The 16,390-nt window shown below is 68.0% G+C and carries 12 protein-coding genes; 7 read left to right on the forward strand and 5 right to left on the reverse strand.

The window, feature by feature from the left end:
• Positions 1–3 precede the first annotated feature (3 nt).
• The 4 genes from ACW11F_RS07455 to ACW11F_RS07470 are packed head-to-tail and all read left to right on the forward strand — an operon-like array spanning position 4 to position 5,858.
• Positions 4–984, forward strand: coding sequence for a vWA domain-containing protein (locus ACW11F_RS07455; RefSeq protein WP_456996576.1), 981 nt, complete (start codon positions 4–6; stop codon positions 982–984).
• Positions 981–2,795, forward strand: a complete 1,815-nt coding sequence (locus tag ACW11F_RS07460; protein WP_456996277.1) for a VWA domain-containing protein — start codon at positions 981–983, stop codon at positions 2,793–2,795. The genes ACW11F_RS07455 and ACW11F_RS07460 overlap by 4 nt, the downstream gene beginning before the upstream one ends.
• Positions 2,795–4,471, forward strand: a complete 1,677-nt coding sequence (locus ACW11F_RS07465) for a BatD family protein (protein ID WP_456996278.1) — start codon at positions 2,795–2,797, stop codon at positions 4,469–4,471. The genes ACW11F_RS07460 and ACW11F_RS07465 overlap by 1 nt, the downstream gene beginning before the upstream one ends.
• 49 nt (positions 4,472–4,520) lie before the next feature.
• Positions 4,521–5,858: a dicarboxylate/amino acid:cation symporter gene (locus ACW11F_RS07470; protein ID WP_456996279.1), complete on the forward strand. Its 1,338-nt coding sequence runs from the start codon at positions 4,521–4,523 to the stop codon at positions 5,856–5,858.
• A 19-nt stretch (positions 5,859–5,877) separates the two neighbouring features.
• Here ACW11F_RS07470 and ACW11F_RS07475 read toward each other — a convergent pair whose 3' ends face one another.
• Complete coding sequence (locus ACW11F_RS07475; RefSeq protein WP_456996280.1) at positions 5,878–7,503, reverse strand: hypothetical protein; 1,626 nt, start codon at positions 7,501–7,503, stop codon at positions 5,878–5,880.
• Positions 7,504–7,590: 87 nt separating this feature from the next.
• On the opposite strand from ACW11F_RS07475, the gene tkt reads away from it, so the two are divergent.
• Both tkt and ACW11F_RS07485 read left to right on the forward strand, forming a co-directional pair.
• Positions 7,591–9,582: a transketolase gene (tkt, locus tag ACW11F_RS07480; protein ID WP_456996281.1), complete on the forward strand. Its 1,992-nt coding sequence runs from the start codon at positions 7,591–7,593 to the stop codon at positions 9,580–9,582.
• A 98-nt stretch (positions 9,583–9,680) separates the two neighbouring features.
• Positions 9,681–11,327, forward strand: coding sequence for a serine hydrolase (locus ACW11F_RS07485; RefSeq protein ID WP_456996283.1), 1,647 nt, complete (start codon positions 9,681–9,683; stop codon positions 11,325–11,327).
• 102 nt (positions 11,328–11,429) lie between these two features.
• Here the strand turns inward: ACW11F_RS07485 and ACW11F_RS07490 are convergent, their stop codons facing one another.
• From ACW11F_RS07490 to ACW11F_RS07505, 4 genes are all read right to left on the reverse strand, one after another.
• Positions 11,430–13,346 carry an acetyl-CoA hydrolase/transferase C-terminal domain-containing protein gene (locus ACW11F_RS07490; protein ID WP_456996284.1) on the reverse strand — a complete coding sequence of 639 codons (1,917 nt, stop codon included), beginning with the start codon at positions 13,344–13,346 and terminating at the stop codon, positions 11,430–11,432.
• A gap of 63 nt (positions 13,347–13,409) precedes the next feature.
• Positions 13,410–14,279, reverse strand: a complete 870-nt coding sequence (locus ACW11F_RS07495; RefSeq protein WP_456996285.1) for an MBL fold metallo-hydrolase — start codon at positions 14,277–14,279, stop codon at positions 13,410–13,412.
• 4 nt (positions 14,280–14,283) lie between these two features.
• Entirely contained in the window at positions 14,284–14,577 is a 294-nt protein-coding gene (locus ACW11F_RS07500; RefSeq protein WP_456996577.1) for an ArsR/SmtB family transcription factor, read from the reverse strand.
• 29 nt (positions 14,578–14,606) lie between these two features.
• Positions 14,607–14,993, reverse strand: coding sequence for a rhodanese-like domain-containing protein (locus ACW11F_RS07505; RefSeq protein ID WP_456996286.1), 387 nt, complete (start codon positions 14,991–14,993; stop codon positions 14,607–14,609).
• A gap of 118 nt (positions 14,994–15,111) precedes the next feature.
• Here ACW11F_RS07505 and ACW11F_RS07510 point away from each other — a divergent pair, with 118 nt between their 5' ends.
• Positions 15,112–16,383 carry an NAD(P)/FAD-dependent oxidoreductase gene (locus ACW11F_RS07510; protein ID WP_456996578.1) on the forward strand — a complete coding sequence of 424 codons (1,272 nt, stop codon included), beginning with the start codon at positions 15,112–15,114 and terminating at the stop codon, positions 16,381–16,383.
• Positions 16,384–16,390: the final 7 nt, after the last annotated feature.

The raw sequence follows: 16,390 nt of genomic DNA on the forward strand, positions 1-16,390 counted from the left end.
TGGATGTTGCTGGCACTGCCTCTGCCGTGGCTGGCGCGCGCCTGGCTGCCGGCCGCGGCGACACCGGGCGCGCCAGCGCTGAAGCTGCCGCAGGCGCGCGAACGGCTGCAGATCGCGCCGGCGATCGGCGCGGTGGGCCGTCGCGCCGGCGTGCCATGGTTGCCGCTGCTGGCCTGGTGCCTGCTGTGCGTGGCGGCGGCGCGGCCGCACACCCTCGGGCCGGTGCAGAGCCCGCCGGCAAGCGGGCGCGATCTGATGCTGGCGGTGGATCTGTCCGGCAGCATGGAAGAAACCGACATGGAGCTGGGTGGGCGCCGGGTGGAGCGCATCACCGCGGCCAAGGCGGTGCTGGCCGACTTCCTCGCGCGCCGCGAGAGCGACCGCGTCGGGCTGATCGTGTTCGGCCAGCGCGCCTATGCGGTATCGCCGTTGACCCGCGACCGCGACAGCGTGCAGCGTCAGTTGCGCGACGCGCTGGTGGGCATGGCCGGGCGCGAAACGGCGATCGGCGATGCCATCGGCCTGGCGGTCAAGCGCCTGCGGGCACAGACCTTGGGCCAGCGTGTGCTGATCCTGCTCACCGATGGCGAAAACACCGCCGGCACGCTGACCCCGCAGAAGGCCGCCGAGCTGGCGCAGGTGGAGAACGTGCGCATCCACACCATCGCCTTCGGTGGCGAAGGGGCGACGTTGTCGGTATTCGGCATGCAATTGCCGATGCCGGGAATGCAGGCGGGCATGGACGAGGAGAGTCTGCGCGAAATCGCGGCGACCACCGGCGGGCGTTTCTTCCGCGCGCGTGACACCGCGTCGCTGGCCGGCATCTATGCCGAAATCGACGCGCTGGAGCCGGTCGAACATGCCGGCGCGCCGCTGCGGCCGCGCATCGAACATTACTGGCGTTGGCTGCTGGCGGCGATGGCAGTGCTGCTGCTGGCGTTCGCCGTGGCGTCGATTGCCGCCTGGCGCAGGAGAGCGGCATGAACGAATGGCTGTCGCTGCCGCACTTCATGCGTCCAGACGCGCTGTGGTTGCTGCTGGCACTGCCGCTGCTGCCGGCCTGGTGGTGGTGGCGACGGCGTGCGCGTGGGGATGTCTGGGACGGCGTGATCGATGCGCATCTGAGGCCGCATGTGCTGGTCGGTGCGGGCGCGCAGCAACGAGCCGGCATGCCGTGGGCGCTGCTGCTCGGCCTTGCGCTGGCGGTGCTGGCACTGGCCGGCCCGTCATGGCGGCAGACGCCGCAACCGTTGTGGCAGGAGGGGCGCGCACTGGCGGTGGCGCTGGATCTGTCCAGTGCCAGCATCGCGCGCGACCTGCCGCCCGATCGCCTGTTGCAGGCACGCGCCAAGCTCAGGCAGCTGCTGGCCGAGCGCGGTGATGCCCCGGTCGCGCTGCTGGCGTTTGCCGACGATGCTTTCACCGTCGCCCCGCTGACCGATGACGCGGCCAATGTGGCGCTGTTCATCGACGCGCTGGCACCGCAGATCATGCCGCTGGACGGGCATGATGCGGCGCGCGCGATCGAGCTGGCGCAGCGCCTGTTGCGGCAGGGCGGGGCGGCGAATGGCGACATCCTGTTGCTGACCGACCATGCCGACGATGCCGCCACCGCGGCGGCACGCGCGGCCGCGGCGGCCGGCTTTCGCGTCTCGGCCATTGGCCTTGGCACGCCGGCCGGCGCCGAGGTGCAGGACGGCGCAGGGCGCAGCCGGCAGGCACGGCTGGATGCGGCGTCGCTGCGCACCCTGGTGACTGCCGGTGGCGGCCGCTACGCCACGCTCACTGCCGACGTGGGCGACCTGCGCGCGGTCGGCGTGCTGGATGCGCAGGGCGCGTCAGCATCGGCCGCCAGTGGTGCGCAGGGTCTGGCGTGGCAGGATCAGGGCTATTGGTTGCTGCTGCCGCTGGCGTTGCTGGCACTGTGGAGTTTCCGCCGGCATGCCGGCGCCGGCCTGCTGCCGGCCCTGCTGCTTGCCTGCGGGCTTGGTCTCGCGCCGCAGGCCCGGGCCGAGCAGGGCGTGCACCAGGACGGCTGGTGGCTGCGTGCCGATCAGCGCGCGCATCGGGTGATGCGCGAAGGCGAGCGCGCCTACCGCGCCGGCGACTATGCGCGTGCAGCGGAGCTCTACGCACGCCTGCCCGGTGCCGATGCGCAGTACAACCTCGGCAACGCCTTGGCCAAGGGCGGGCAGCTGGCGCAGGCGATCGAGGCCTATGACCGCGCATTGCAACTGCAGCCGCAGATGGAGGATGCGCGCGCCAATCGCGCAGCCGTGGAGCGCGCGATGCAGCGCCCGCCGGCATCCGGCGGCGAGGAGGGTCAGGACGATCGGCAGCAAGGTGGACAGGACGGGCAGGGGCAGCAAGGCCAACAGCAGACGGACGGGAATCAGGGTCAGGCACAGGATTCGTCAGCGGCGGAGCAAGGTGATGCGCAGTCTGGTGGCGAGCCGCAGCATGGTGCGGATTCGCCGGCAGATCGGGATCGGTCAACGCAACCCCCGTCTGCCGCCGACGGCGAGCCCCCGCCCGCCGATGCCGAAGCGGATGCGCGCCAGCGTGCCGCGGAGCAGGCGCAACGCGAAGCGATGGCGCGCGCCTTGCAGGACGCCGGGCAGGCAGAGCAAGGATCCGAAGCCGCGGCGGCCACGGCGGCCGATGCGCAATCGCGCAGCGAGGAGCAACGCATGGTCGATGCCTGGTTGCGCCGGGTGCCGGATACGCCGGGAGACTGGCTGCGGCAGAAGTTCTGGATCGAGCACCAGCGCCGCCTGCGCGGCGAGGACGATTGATGCGCCGGCCTGCCTGCAAGGCGTGGATGTGGCTGGCCTGCCTGGCGTTGATGCTGCTCGCCGTCGATGCCGTGGCACAGACCCATGCCCGGTTGGAGCGCCCGGCGATCGCGATGGGTGAATCGGTACTGCTCGAAATCGACAGCGATGAGTCCGCTGCCCCCGACCTCGGCCCCTTGCAGGCCGACTTCGAACTCGGCGCATTGCGCAGCAGCCGGCAATGGCGATTGCAGGGCTTCCAGCTGGAAGCACGCCAGCATCATTCGGTGCTGCTGCGACCGCGCCGGCCCGGCATGTTGCAGGTGCCTTCCTTGCGCGTGGGCAGTGCACGAACCGCGCCGCTGAGCCTGCAGGTGCGCCCTGCCGCGGCAGCGGCCGCGCCGATGGATGAGCCGCCGCCATCGGAAGGGCCGCGCGAGGCGGTATTCGTCGAAACCGAAATCGATGACAGCGCGCCTTACCTGCAGCAGGCGGTGGCGGTCAGCGTGCGCCTGAACTACGCCATCAACCTCGTGACCGGCGAGTTGCGCCAGGCCGAGCCCGAAGGCGGCAGCCTGCAGCCGCTGGGCAATGATCGGCGCAGTGTGCGCGTGATTGATGGCCGCAGCTATCGCGTATTGGAACGGCATTACCTGCTGACGCCCGAGCGCAGCGGCACCCTGGTGTTGCCGCCCGCGCGCTTCGCCGGCGAGGCCGAAAGCGGATTCTTCGATGGCCTGTTCGGTAGCGGGCGTTCGCGCATCCGCGTCGAATCCGCGCCGCGGCGGCTGCAAGTGCGGCCGATCCCGGCCACGGCCGTCGAGCCCTGGTTGCCGGCCCGTGATGTACGTTTGCAAGCCTCCAACCCGCCGCGACAGGCACGCGCCGGCGAGGCCTTCGATCTCGTCATCGAGCTGCATGCCGATGGCGCCAGTGCGGCGCAGTTGCCGGACATCGAGTTGACCACCGAAGATGGCGCGCAGGTGTTCGCCGATGCGCAACAGGCCAGTGACGGCTTTGATGCCGGGCGCATGCAGGCATCCGCGCAACGGCGCTTTTCCATCGTGCCGAACGAGGCCGGCGAGTTGCGTCTTGACGTGCGCGCGATCGACTGGTGGCAGACCGGCGCCGATAGCGCGCGCCGCGCCACGCTGGCGCCGATACGGCTGACGGTGCTGCCGGGCGCGGCAGGCCCCTCCAATGGCGATGCCGATGGCACGCGCTCGCCCGTGACCAGTACGGATCACGGCGCCGCCGCACGCTCCGGCGCTGCCCGCTGGCGGCAGGCGCGTTGGTTGCTCGCTGGCATCGCCATTGCCGTGGCATTCCTTGCCCTGTGGGCGCTGTATCGCCACCGTCGTCGCCCGGCAGTCGAAGACACGCCGCGCGAGCCGACGCCACGCCAGTTGCGCCACGCGTTGCGCGATGCGTTGCGCAAGCGCGATCTTGCCGCCGCCGCCCGTCTGCTGCCACGCATGGCCGCGCCGCCCTTGGCTTCGCTGGATGAGGTGCAGGCCAGACTGGCGGATGCCGAGCAACGCAGCGCGCTCGCCCTGCTGCAGGCTGCGTTGTGGGGCGGAGGCGATGCCGGCGCCGCGGCCGAGGCATTGCAGCGCGCATTCGCGCGCGGCCCGCGCTGGCAACGGGCTGCCGATGGCGACCGTCCGCTGCTGCCACCGCTGTACCCGCAGGCGTGAGCGAAATCGTGGTTTGTTAAGCTGCCGGCCTGGTCCCCGGGAGCACTGCATGTCCGCCAACCCCGCGCGCCGTCCCGCGCTGCCGCTGCACTGGAAGATGGTGATCGGGTTCGTGGTCGGTGCCGGCTTCGGCCTGCTGGCCAATCTGATGGCCGCCGAGGCAGGGTGGCTGGATGGGCTGATCCAGTACGTCGCCGACCCGGTCGGGCAGTTGTTCCTGCGCCTGCTGTTCATGCTGGTGGTGCCGCTGGTGTTCTCGGCGCTGGTGCTGGGCGTGGTCGAGATCGGCGACCCGCAATCGCTCGGTCGCATCGGCCTGCGCACGCTGCTGTGGCTGCTGCTGATGACCCTGATCGCGGTCGCCATCGGCCTGATGATGGTCAACCTGCTGCAACCGGGCATCGGCTTGCCCGAAGAGGCCCACGCCGCGCTGATGGCGCAGGCCGGCGAGCACACCGAGCAGGTGGTGGTGGCCGCGCGCGAGGCGCCTTCGGGTATCGACATCCTGCTCAACATCGTGCCGAAGAACCCGGTCGCGGCGGCCGCTTCCGGCGACCTGATCGCGGTGATGTTCTTCGCCTTGATGGTCGGCCTTGCCGCGGCGGTGGTGCGCAACCGCGCCACCGAACATTTCGTGCTCGCCTGCCAGGGTCTGTACGACATCTGCCTGAAGCTGATCGACTGGGTGATCCGCCTTGCTCCGTATGCGGTGGCTGCGCTGTTGTTCAGCGCCACCGCGCGTCTGGGCGTGGATGTGCTGCTGCAACTGGCCAAGTACGTGGGTACCGTGGTCGCCGCGCTGGGCCTGCATTTCGCGGTGGTGTTCCCGCTGATGGTGATGATCGCCGCGCGCCGCTCGCCACTGGCGTTCATGCGTGGCGCGCAACCGGCCATCGTCACCGGCTTTTCCACCTCGTCCTCCAGCGCCACCCTGCCCACCACCCTGATGTGCGCGGAGGAGCGCCTGGGCGTGCCGCGCCGGGTGTCGCGCTTCGTCTGCACCTTGGGCGCGACCGCCAACATGAACGGAACGGCGATGTTCGAAGGCATCACCGTGCTGTTCCTCGCCCAGTTCTATGGCGTCGAACTCGGCCTCGGCCAGCAGCTGATGATCCTCGGCCTGTGTGTGATGGGTGGCATCGGTGCGGCCGGGGTGCCGGGCGGTTCGTTGCCGGTGATCGCGATGATCCTCGCCATGTTCGGCATCCCGCCCGAAGGCATCGGCCTGATCCTCGGCGTGGATCGCCTGCTCGACATGTGCCGCACCACGGTCAACATCACCGGTGATCTGGTGCTGTCCACCGTGGTCGCGCGCGGCGAAACGCAGGACGCGACCGGTAGCGGCGACATCGACGCCGGCGAACGACGGCTCCCACCGGCCACCTGAGCCGGGTCAAGCCATCGGCTCAGGTGTCGGGCAACTTCACCGGATAGCCCATGTCATGCCAGGCGCGGATGGCGAAGGCGTCATCCTCGTCCAGGTAGGGCGGCACGATGCCTTGCTGCAGCCGTACCTGTGCGCGCCGCAACAGATCGTTGCCGCGCAACAGGCGGCTGCGCGCGCTGCGCAAGTGGTGCAGGTGGCGGGTCACCATGATGTGCTCGATGTCATCGTTGTTGTTGTCCGGCGAATACCACAGCTCGACTTCGCGCTTGCCGGCCTCGTCATCAACGAGGTGCCAGCGGTAGGTGTCGTACACGTCCTCCGTCGTCTCCACGCACAGCTGCAGCAGCGGGCGCCAGGTCTTGCCGTCGTGGCGCGCATTGTCCTGGCGGAACGAGAAATGCATCTCCGCCAGCCAGAAGCCGTTGCGATCCATGTCCCACCAGTCGTCGTAGGGCTGCGCGATGGGCAGCGCGAGCAAGGCTTCGATGTCCTGCGGGGTGAGGCAGGCGCGCAGGTGGGCGTATTCGCTGATCGCATGCAAGGCCCAGGCAAAGGCCTCGCGTGCATCCGCGACGATCTGTGCCGGAGCGCTGTCGTCGAAGCTGATCCAGTCCTCGCTGCCCGGCGGTTTGTACTCCACCGTGAACACCGCTTCGGGCGGAGTGCGGCCGAACAGCTTGCCGAGCAGGCCGCGTCGTGCTCGGCCCGGGTTGCTGCAGAACACCCAATGGCGTGCACCTTCGGGCTGCAGCAGGATCGTGTCCTGTTCGCCACTTTCGGCCTGTGGTCCGTAACACAGCACCGACACCACGGTGTCGTCGGCACGGAATTGCGCGATGCGCACGCCGTCTTCGTTTGCCTCCACGGGGACGAAGGGCAGGGTGGACAGCGGTGCGAGCGTGGCAGCGGCGAAGGCACCTTCGCCGAACAGGAAGGGAGCCGCGGGCTCGGCCGCTGGCGGCGGTACCAGATCGACACCCAGAATCGGCCGGCCTTGTGCCAGGCGCCGCAACAACGAGTCGCGCTGCAGATACAGCTCGTCGCTGTCGCCCTCCTGCGACTCCTCGTAACCATCTGCCGGCAGCTGCGCACGCACGGCAGGCGCACGCAGATCGGTGTCACTGATGCCCGTGGTGTTGAGTGGGTGGAGGACGTCGATCGCGCCCTGCACATGCACGTGATACTCGTCGGTGAAGGCGGTCGTCGTGGCACGCATCGCGCCGCACACGGTCAGATCGCCATGGTTGTAGTCGCCCCAGCACAGGCCATCCACGATCAGGTCACCGCCGACCCGCAGTTCCTGACCGCCGACCAGCACGTGCCCGGCATGCACGTCACCGTGCACCTGCAGCGTCAGTGCGCCGTCCACATCATGGTTGGCGATCCAGTGTTTCACCCGCAGGTTGCCGGTCACCACCAGCGCCACGATCCCTCTGCCGTCATCGATGTCCCCGAGAGCCGGCTTCCCGTCCAGCAACGGGATGGGGAAATCCAGCATCAGGCTGTCCAGTTCGAGATCGCCCTCGCGCAGCAGGACGCGGTAATCACCCGCAGTGGCGTCGCGTTCGAGCTGACATGCCAGGTGACTCTCGGCTGCGAGCACGTCGCGCGCTTCCTGCAGGGTGACCAGACGGAGGGGTGGCATATGCAGGCGATTGCTAAAGGGGCAGGCCGATTCTAGGGGCGTGGCAGGTATGGGACAATGAGCGTTTCGCCCGTCTCCAGGTCCGCCATGTCCGCTCCCAGTCGTCGCGAACTCGCCAACGCGCTGCGCTTCCTCGCCATCGATGCCGTGCAGGCGGCCAACTCCGGCCATCCGGGCATGCCGATGGGCATGGCCGACATCGCCGAGGTGCTGTGGCGCGACCACCTGCGGCACAACCCGGCCAACCCGGGCTGGGTCGATCGCGATCGCTTCGTGCTCAGCAACGGCCATGGCTCGATGCTGCAATACGGGCTGCTGCACCTGGCCGGCTACGACCTGCCGCTGGAGGAGTTGAAGAACTTCCGCCAGCTCGGCTCGCGCACGCCGGGGCACCCGGAAAACTTCGTCACCTCCGGCGTGGAAACCACCACCGGGCCGTTGGGCCAGGGCTTCGCCAATGCGGTTGGCATGGCGCTGGCGGAGAAGCTGCTGGCGCGTCGCTTCAACCGCGAGGGCTTCGAGGTGGTCGATCACCGCACCTTCGTGTTCCTCGGCGATGGTTGCCTGATGGAAGGCATCAGCCACGAGGCCGCTTCGCTGGCCGGGACCCTGGGTCTGAACAAGCTGGTCGCGTTCTGGGACGACAACCACATCTCGATCGACGGCGATGTCGCCGGCTGGTTCAACGACGATACGCCGATGCGCTTCGAGGCTTATGGCTGGCGCGTGATCCGCAATGTCGATGGGCATGACCCGCGCGAGATCGAGGTCGCGATCCAGAATGCGCTCAAGTCGAGCGACAAGCCGGTGCTGGTCTGCTGCCGCACGCAGATCGGCTTCGGCTCGCCGAACAAGGCGGGCAAGGAATCCAGCCACGGTGCGCCCTTGGGCGGTGACGAGGTGCGTCTGACCCGCGAGGCGCTGCAGTGGGATCACGCTCCGTTCGAAATCCCGCAGCCGATCCGCGACGCGTGGGATGCACGCGAAGTCGGCGCCGCGCGCGAAGCCGACTGGCAAAAGCGGTTCCAGGCCTATGCCGAGGCGCACCCCGAGCTGGCCGCCGAGTTCAGCCGCCGCATGGGCGGCGAACTGCCGCAGGGCTTCGCCGGCGCGGCCGATGCCTATGTCGCCAAGCTGCAGGCCGAAGGCCCGGTGGTGGCCAGCCGCAAGGCCTCGCAGATGGCGATCGAAGCCTATGCACCGCATCTGCCTGAGCTGATCGGTGGCTCCGCCGACCTGGCCGGCTCCAACCTCACCCTGTGGAGTGGCAGCCGTGATGTCAACGGCGCCGATGCCGACGCCAACTACATCTATTACGGCGTGCGCGAGTTCGGCATGAGCGCGATCAGCAATGGCCTGGCGCTGCATGGCGGCTTCCTGCCCTATGACGCCACCTTCCTGGTGTTCTCCGATTACGCGCGCAATGCGGTGCGCATGAGTGCGCTGATGGGTGCGCACGCGATCCACGTCTATACCCATGACTCGATCGGCCTGGGCGAGGACGGCCCCACGCACCAGCCGATCGAGCACCTCGCCAGCCTGCGCCTGATCCCGCACAACGACGTGTGGCGTCCTTGTGACGCGGTGGAATCGGCGGTGGCCTGGCGGCATGCGATCGAACGCCGCGACGGGCCGAGCTGCCTGGTGTTCTCGCGGCAGAACCTCGCCCACCAGCCGCGCGACGAGGCGCAGTTGCGCAACATCGCGCGCGGCGGCTACGTGCTGCGCGAGTGCGCGAGCGGCACGCCGGAGCTGATCCTGATCGCCACCGGTTCGGAAGTGGAACTGGCGATGCAGGCCGCCGAGCAACTCGGTGACGGCGTGCGCGTGGTGTCGATGCCCTCGACCAGTCTGTTCGACCGCCAGTCGGCCGACTATCGCGAAGCGGTGCTGCCCGACGCCTGCCGCCGGCGCATCGCGATCGAGGCCGGCAGCGGCGATGCCTGGCGCAAGTACGTGGGGCTGGATGGTGCGGTGATCGGCATGGAAGGCTACGGCGCTTCGGCACCGGCCGATGCCCTGTTCAAGCACTTCGGCTTCACCGTCGAGCGCGTGGTCGAGGCGGCGCGGGCACTGTAAGCGCACGACCGCCTCATGTGCCTGCACTGCACGTGCAGGGCTTCCGGTCTGACCATGCTGTTTTCGACGCACTCATACCCCGATTTCCGGAGAACGGCATGCTCGGCAAGACGCTACTGATGGCCATCATGATGATGGGGATGAGCGGAGGCGCATGGGCGATGGACGACCAGGCATTGGCGAGCATCGTCGATGCACGTCTGGCCGGCGACCGCACTGGCGCTTGCATGGCGGTGGCGGTGGTCGAAAAGGACGCGGTGGCGCGTGCCTGGCGCTGCGCCGATGCGAAAGACGCCGCGCGCATCGGTGCCGATACGGCGTTCGAGATCGGCTCGCTCAGCAAGACCATGACATCGGTACTGCTGGCCGATCTGATCGGGCAGGGCAAGGCTTCGCTGGATGATCCGCTGGCCGACCATCTGCCTGAAGGCACGCCGGTGCCCAGCTTCGAGGGCCAGCCGATTCGCCTGCGGCATGTGGTCACGCACACCTCGGGGCTGCCGGCGCTGCCATCGCGGTTGGGCGCGAGTGACATGGCCGATCCGTACGCCAACCTCGACGAAGACGCGCTGCTGGCTTCGCTGGGCGATGTCACGCTGTCGGCGGCGCCGGGCAGCGCCTTCGAATACTCCAACTTCGCCTCGATGCTGCTGTCGTACGCAGTGGCGCGGCGTGCCGGCACCGACTTCGAGACGTTGCTGAAACAGCGCCTGTTCGCGCCGCTGGGCATGCGTCATGCGTACGTCAACACGGTCCCGGACGGGGTTCGCCCCGCAGTGGGGCACACGCCGAACGGGCAGCCCGCGCCGCCCTGGCGGTTTGCCACAAACCTGGCCGGTGTCGGCGGCGTGCGCGCCACGCTGGATGACATGGTGGCCTACGTGCAGGGCAACTTGGGCCTGCGCGACGCCGGGATTTCACCGGCGCTGGAACTTGCGCAGCAACCGCTGGGGACTGAGCCGCCGATGGCGATGAACTGGATGCTGGCCAAGGCCAATGGCCGCACCGTGCACATGCACGAGGGCGGCACCGGCGGGTTTTCGTCGTTCGTGTCCGTCGATCGCGAGCGGCAGCGCGGGGTGGTGATCCTCTCCGACACCACGTGGAACTCCATCGGCAGCCTCGGCAGTCTGGGCCTGCATCTGGTCGATCCGGCGTTCCCGCTGGGCAAGCCGCGCAAGCTGGCGATGCCGCCAGCGGACCTGCTCGAAGCCTTGCAGGGCGAGTATCGATTGCAGAGCGGCCTGGCGATGACCTTGTGCCAGCGCGATGGCCGCCTGTTCGTGCAGGCCGCGGATCAGCCGGAGCTGGAGATGGCGTACGACGATGCCGGCGACTTCTTCCCCTTGCAGTTGGATGCCGTGCTCAAACCGCAGCAGACGCGCCGCGGCGAGTACGCCTTCACGTGGACCCAGATGGGCGCGATGATCCCGGCGCGGCGCATCGATGGTGCGGCCGGTCAACGCAGTGCAGCGCCTGAGTTGTCAGCGCAAGCCCTGCAGGAGTACGCCGGCGAATACCCGCTGCTGCCGGGCTTCGTGCTGAGCGTGCGCGCCGGTGACAGGCGGCTGCATGCGCGTGCCACCGGGCAGGGTGAGTTTGCGCTGGAGCATGCCGCCGACGATGCATTCGAAGCCCTCGCCTTCGGCATCGAAATCGTGTTCCAGCGCGACGCCGCCGGCAAGGTGGTGTCACTGGAATTGCATCAAGGCGGGCAAGTCCTGCGCGGTGACCGCCAGCCTTGATATCACGTGCAAGGCAAACGCACTTGCTGCTGCACCAAGGTTCCGGTGATGGGCTGGCAAAGGCACGATTCGCGATGAACGCGTTGCTTGCCGGGTTGGTGTTCAGCCAAGCAGCGCGCGCAGCGCGGCATCCAGCTGTCGCGCCATGCGCCATTCGTCTTCGTTGCGCGGCTGCGCCAGGCCCATGCGCTGCATCGCCTCGGCATCGTGCCAGTCCGTGCCGGTCGCTGCGGCGCCGGCAGGCACGTCACCGATGCGCTCCAGCGCCTTGAGCAGGCGCTGTTCGACCGCGCTGTAGTCGCTGCCCAGCGGGTAGTCCGGCAGTACGCCATTGGCACGGAACGGGGCGAGGGCGGCGGACAGCCGCTCGCGGGTGTTGTGCTGCCAATGCGCGGGCGGCTGGAAATCCGCGGCCAGTTTGCCGGCGGCCTGCGCGGCCTGGATCAGGTCGGGCTGGAACCTGGCATCGGCGATGCCGAGCATCGCCGTGACCAGATCCTCGTCGGCCAGCGAGCGCACCTGGGCGATGCCGTATTCGCTGATGAACACGTCGCGCAGATGGCGCGGGATGGTGACGTGGCCGTAGTTCCACAGGATGTTGGAGGTGGCGCGCGCGCCGTGGCCGCGCGTGGCGCGCAGCATCAGCACCGAGCGCGCGCCCTCCAGCGAATGTGCCATCGACACGAAGTCGTACTGGCCGCCGACGCCGGACACCACGCGCCCGTCCTCCAGCGCGTCGGACACCGCCGCGCCCAGCGCGGTCGCCATCATGCTGGTATTGAAGTGGCGCGAATGACGGCGCTGCACGCGTTCCAGTTCCTCGTGGCCACGCCACAGCGTGTTGATGCGGCTGACCGGCAGCATGTCGATGCCGCGGGCGGCGTCGGCATCCAAGCCGTGCAGCCAGGCGTAGAACTCGGGCGAGCCGAGGTAGAACGCGCCGCGCAGGTAATGGCCTTCGCGCGCCACGATGGCCGCGGCTTCGGTATCGCCGGCCTCGGCACGGCGCATCAGCTCGATGTCGTCGAGCACCCGGCGCTTGAGGATGCCGTGCGAGGCCAGCACGCGGAAGCCTTCGTTGAGCATCTCGCTGCAGCCGTACAGCCCCTGCTCGAACGGTTCCAGCCCGCCTTCGTTTTGCACCAGCGGGTGCTGCGGCAGCTGCGGGTCCAGCGCATGCAGCAGCTCGCGCCAGGTGGCATTGTCGACATGCCGCAGCAGCAGCGCGTAGGCGAGCGCATCGGCCAGCGCACCGATGCCGATCTGCAGGGTGCCGCCATCCTTGACCAGGGTGCTGGCATACAGGCCGATGGCGAATTCGGCATCGCCCACGCGCTCGCGCGGCATCGCGAACAGCGGCGGGTGCGGCGCCGGCGGCGTCACCACCACGTCGAAGAAGTCCTCGGGCAGGGCGGCGCTGTTGCCGAGCCAGGGCAGGGCCGGGTCGATTTCGGCAATCAGCAACGGCCGCGGCTGCCCGGCCGCTTCGATTGCCTGCAGGATGTCGAGGGTGAGGTCGGCGTTGCAGGAAATCGACAGCCGCGGATCGGTCGGGTGCGCGGCCACCTTCTGCACGATGCAGTTGATTCCGCGCGAGGGCATCGCCCGCGCCACATGGGTGTAGTTGAGGCTGGCGTAATCGCGCTGCGCCAGCGGCGAACGCAGCAGGGCGCCGGACTGCACGTAGAACTCCTCGATCCGCACATGCGCCGGCAGCGTGCCCTGTTTTTGTGCGGTGACGTAGTCCAGGCGCGGGAAATGCGCACCGTACAGGCGCTCGATGACCGGGCCCAGCAGGCGCGCCTTGAGGTCGTCGCCTTTGACTTGCGGCGGGTCCAGCGACAAGGCGGTGAACAGCTGCAGGCGCCGCGCCGGATCGGTCACCACGCGGCGGTACAGCGCATTGAGCAGCCGGTGCGGCTTGCCCAGCGCCAGCGGTGCGACCACGTTCAACGGCCCGTCGATGCGCGCAAGCAGGTGATCGACCGCGGTGTCCAGGCTGTCGAAACGCAGGGTCATGTCGGGATTCCTTGGCGAGTGCCCGGGATCATGCCTGATGATGCCGTGCCCTGCGGCGGCGGGTCACAGCGTGTCGAGCGGGATCTTCAGGTAGCGCCGGCCATTGTTCTCTGGCTCGGGCAGGGCGCCGGCACGGATGTTGACCTGGATCGAAGGCAGGATCAGTCGCGGCATGGCGAGGGTGGCATCGCGCGCCTCGCGCACGCGCACGAACTCCTCCTGCGACGTGTCGCTGCGGACGTGGATGTTGCCGCGCTTCTGCGCGCCGATGCTGGTTTCGCAGGCAACTTCGCGCCCGTTCGGTGCGTAGTCATGGCAGACGAACACGCGCGTGGCATCGGGCAGCCGGTACAGGCGCTGGATCGACTGGTACAGGGTTGCCGCACTGCCGCCGGGAAAGTCGCAGCGCGCGGTGCCACCATCGGGCATGAACAGCGAATCGCCGACGAACAGCGCATCGCCGATCAGGAAGGCGATGCTGTCACTGGTATGGCCGGGGACCGCGATGACTTCACCCTTGAGCCGGCCAATGCTGAACTTTTCGCCATCCTCGAACAGATGGTCGAACTGCGAGCCATCGACGGCGAAGTGCGCGTCGAGGTTGAAGATCGGGCGGAAGGTCTGCTGCACCCGGGTGATGCCCTGGCCGATGGCGATCGGCACCCGTGGCCAGTGGTTGTGCTTGAGCCAGTGCGCTGCGGACAGGTGGTCGGCGTGGGCATGGGTTTCCAGCAGCCACTGCACCTCCAATCCGTGGCAGCGTACGTGGTCGATGATCGCGTGCACGCTGTGCTGGCCGGTGCGGCCGGAGCTGGCGTCATAGTCCAGCACCGGGTCGATCACCGCGCAGGCATCGCTGTCCGGGTCACGCACGACATAACTCCATGTGTTGCTGTCGGCATGGAAGAAGGCGTGGACGATGGGGGGAGTCATGGCATCAACACAGGGGTTGGGGATCGCAATAGATGGCATGCAGGGTAGCGAGGATTTGCTGCGCCGGCCCCGGGGCCAATGAGTAATAGATGGTCTGCGCTTCGCGGCGCGTGTGTACCAGGCCGTCCTCGCGCAGCACCGCCAGATGTTGTGAAAGCGCCGATTGGCTGAGATCGACGCCGCTGTTCAATTCGCCCACCGAGCGTTCGCCATCCACCAGCTGGCACAGCAGCAGCAGGCGCTTTTCGTTCGCCAATGCCTTCAGCAGGCGACTGGCCTCGCCCGCATGGTTGCGCATCGCGCTGGTATCGATGGCAGCGACCGCGCTCAACGGCTGGTCACTGGCAGCCCGGCCTGGCGCCAGCCCTCGATGCCGCCGGCCAGCGAGCGGACATCGCTGAAGCCGAGTTTCTGCAGGTTGTCGACCGACAGCGCGGCGCGTCCGCCGGACAGGCAATACACCACCAGCGGGCGTCCCCGATGGGCGAGCGCGGGATCGGTGGCACACGCCACCGCAGGATGGGCATCCACCTGAAACTCCAGCACCCCACGAGGGATGTTGATGGCACCGGGCACATGGCCGGTTTCGAATTCGGCCGGTTCGCGCACGTCGATCAATACCGCGTCACCGCGGTCGGCGTGGAACTGGGCAGGGGCGACTTCACGGATGCGGCTGCGCGCATCGGCAACGAGGTCGGCAGCGGTCAGGTTCATGGGGGTCTCCAATCGTGCGTGGCGTCAATATATCACTTGACACTAATATAAGAAAGAGCTAATTTAGTATCCGGTTAACGTCCTCGGGTGGAGCGGAGCAATGGCCAGAATCGTGGTGATGGGAGCTGGACTGGGAGGCATGAGTGCCGCCTACGAGGCGCGCGAGCTGCTGGGCAAGACGCATGAAGTGGTGCTGATCGGCGAAGGACCGCGTTTCGGCTTCACACCATCCAATCCGTGGCTGGCGGTGGGCTGGCGCGAGGAAGAAGAGATCAGCCTGTCGATCGGCGAATGCGTGGATCGGCACGACATCCGCTTCATTGCCGATGGCGTGCAGAGCATCGATGCGGCCGGCGACGCGGTGGTCACCGGCAGTGGCGAGCGCATCGCCTATGACTACCTGATCATCGCGACCGGCCCCAAACTTGCATTTGACGAGGTTCCCGGGAGTGGTCCGCATGGCGGGCATACGCAATCGATCTGCACGCTGCCGCATGCCAAGCATGCGTGGGAGCAGTACCAGGCGTTCCTCGCCGATCCGGGCCCGGTGGTGATCGGTGCGGTGCAGGGTGCGAGTTGCTTTGGTCCGGCCTACGAGTTCGCGATGATTCTCGATACCGACCTGCGACGCCGCAAGCTGCGCGATCGGGTGCCGATGACCTTCGTCACCAGCGAGCCGTACATCGGCCACATGGGACTGGGCGGCGTGGGCGATTCCAAGAGCCTGATGGAATCCGAACTGCGCCAGCGCCACATCAAGTGGTTCGACAACAGCAAGGTGACGGAGGTGCGTGAGGGCGAGATGGACGTGCTGCCGCATGATGCCAAGGGCCAGCCGCTTGAAGTGCAGACGGTACCGTTCAAGTTCTCGATGCTGTTGCCGGCGTTCAAGGGCGTGGATGCGGTGGCCGCGGTGGAAGGCCTGGTCAATCCGCGCGGCTTCGTGATCGTCGACAAGCACCAGCGCAGCCCTGTCTATCCGAAGATCTTTTCCGCCGGCGTGTGCGTGGCGATTCCGCCGGTGGAAGCCACCCCCGTGCCGACCGGCGCCCCGAAGACCGGCTTCATGATCGAATCGATGGTCACCACCATCGTCAGCAACATCAAGGCCGAGCTGGAAGGGCGCAGCGCCGACTACGAGGGCACCTGGAACGCGGTCTGTCTGGCGGACATGGGCGATACCGGTGCGGCCTTCGTTGCCTTGCCGCAGATCCCGCCACGCAACGTGACCTGGACCCGCATCGGCAAATGGGTGCACCTGGCCAAGGTCGGTTTCGAGAAGTACTTCCTCTACAAGATGCGCAATGGAACTTCCGAACCGATCTACGAGAAGTACGTCCTCAAGCTGTTGGGCATCGAGCGCCTGCGCGATGACCGCCCTGCCTCCTGATCCACCC

The organism is Luteimonas sp. e5 (assembly GCF_054031035.1).

Bases quoted from the DNA above. Each gene is read 5' to 3' on its own strand.
- ACW11F_RS07455 (WP_456996576.1), top strand. From the start codon at position 4: ATGTTGCTGGCACTGCCTCTGCCGTGGCTGGCGCGCGCCTGGCTGCCG.
- ACW11F_RS07460 (WP_456996277.1), top strand. From the start codon at position 981: ATGAACGAATGGCTGTCGCTGCCGCACTTCATGCGTCCAGACGCGCTG.
- ACW11F_RS07465 (WP_456996278.1), top strand. From the start codon at position 2,795: ATGCGCCGGCCTGCCTGCAAGGCGTGGATGTGGCTGGCCTGCCTGGCG.
- ACW11F_RS07470 (WP_456996279.1), top strand. From the start codon at position 4,521: ATGTCCGCCAACCCCGCGCGCCGTCCCGCGCTGCCGCTGCACTGGAAG.
- ACW11F_RS07475 (WP_456996280.1), bottom strand. From the start codon at position 7,503: ATGCCACCCCTCCGTCTGGTCACCCTGCAGGAAGCGCGCGACGTGCTC.
- tkt (WP_456996281.1), top strand. From the start codon at position 7,591: ATGTCCGCTCCCAGTCGTCGCGAACTCGCCAACGCGCTGCGCTTCCTC.
- ACW11F_RS07485 (WP_456996283.1), top strand. From the start codon at position 9,681: ATGCTCGGCAAGACGCTACTGATGGCCATCATGATGATGGGGATGAGC.
- ACW11F_RS07490 (WP_456996284.1), bottom strand. From the start codon at position 13,346: ATGACCCTGCGTTTCGACAGCCTGGACACCGCGGTCGATCACCTGCTT.
- ACW11F_RS07495 (WP_456996285.1), bottom strand. From the start codon at position 14,279: ATGACTCCCCCCATCGTCCACGCCTTCTTCCATGCCGACAGCAACACA.
- ACW11F_RS07500 (WP_456996577.1), bottom strand. From the start codon at position 14,577: ATGCGCAACCATGCGGGCGAGGCCAGTCGCCTGCTGAAGGCATTGGCG.
- ACW11F_RS07505 (WP_456996286.1), bottom strand. From the start codon at position 14,993: ATGAACCTGACCGCTGCCGACCTCGTTGCCGATGCGCGCAGCCGCATC.
- ACW11F_RS07510 (WP_456996578.1), top strand. From the start codon at position 15,112: ATGGGAGCTGGACTGGGAGGCATGAGTGCCGCCTACGAGGCGCGCGAG.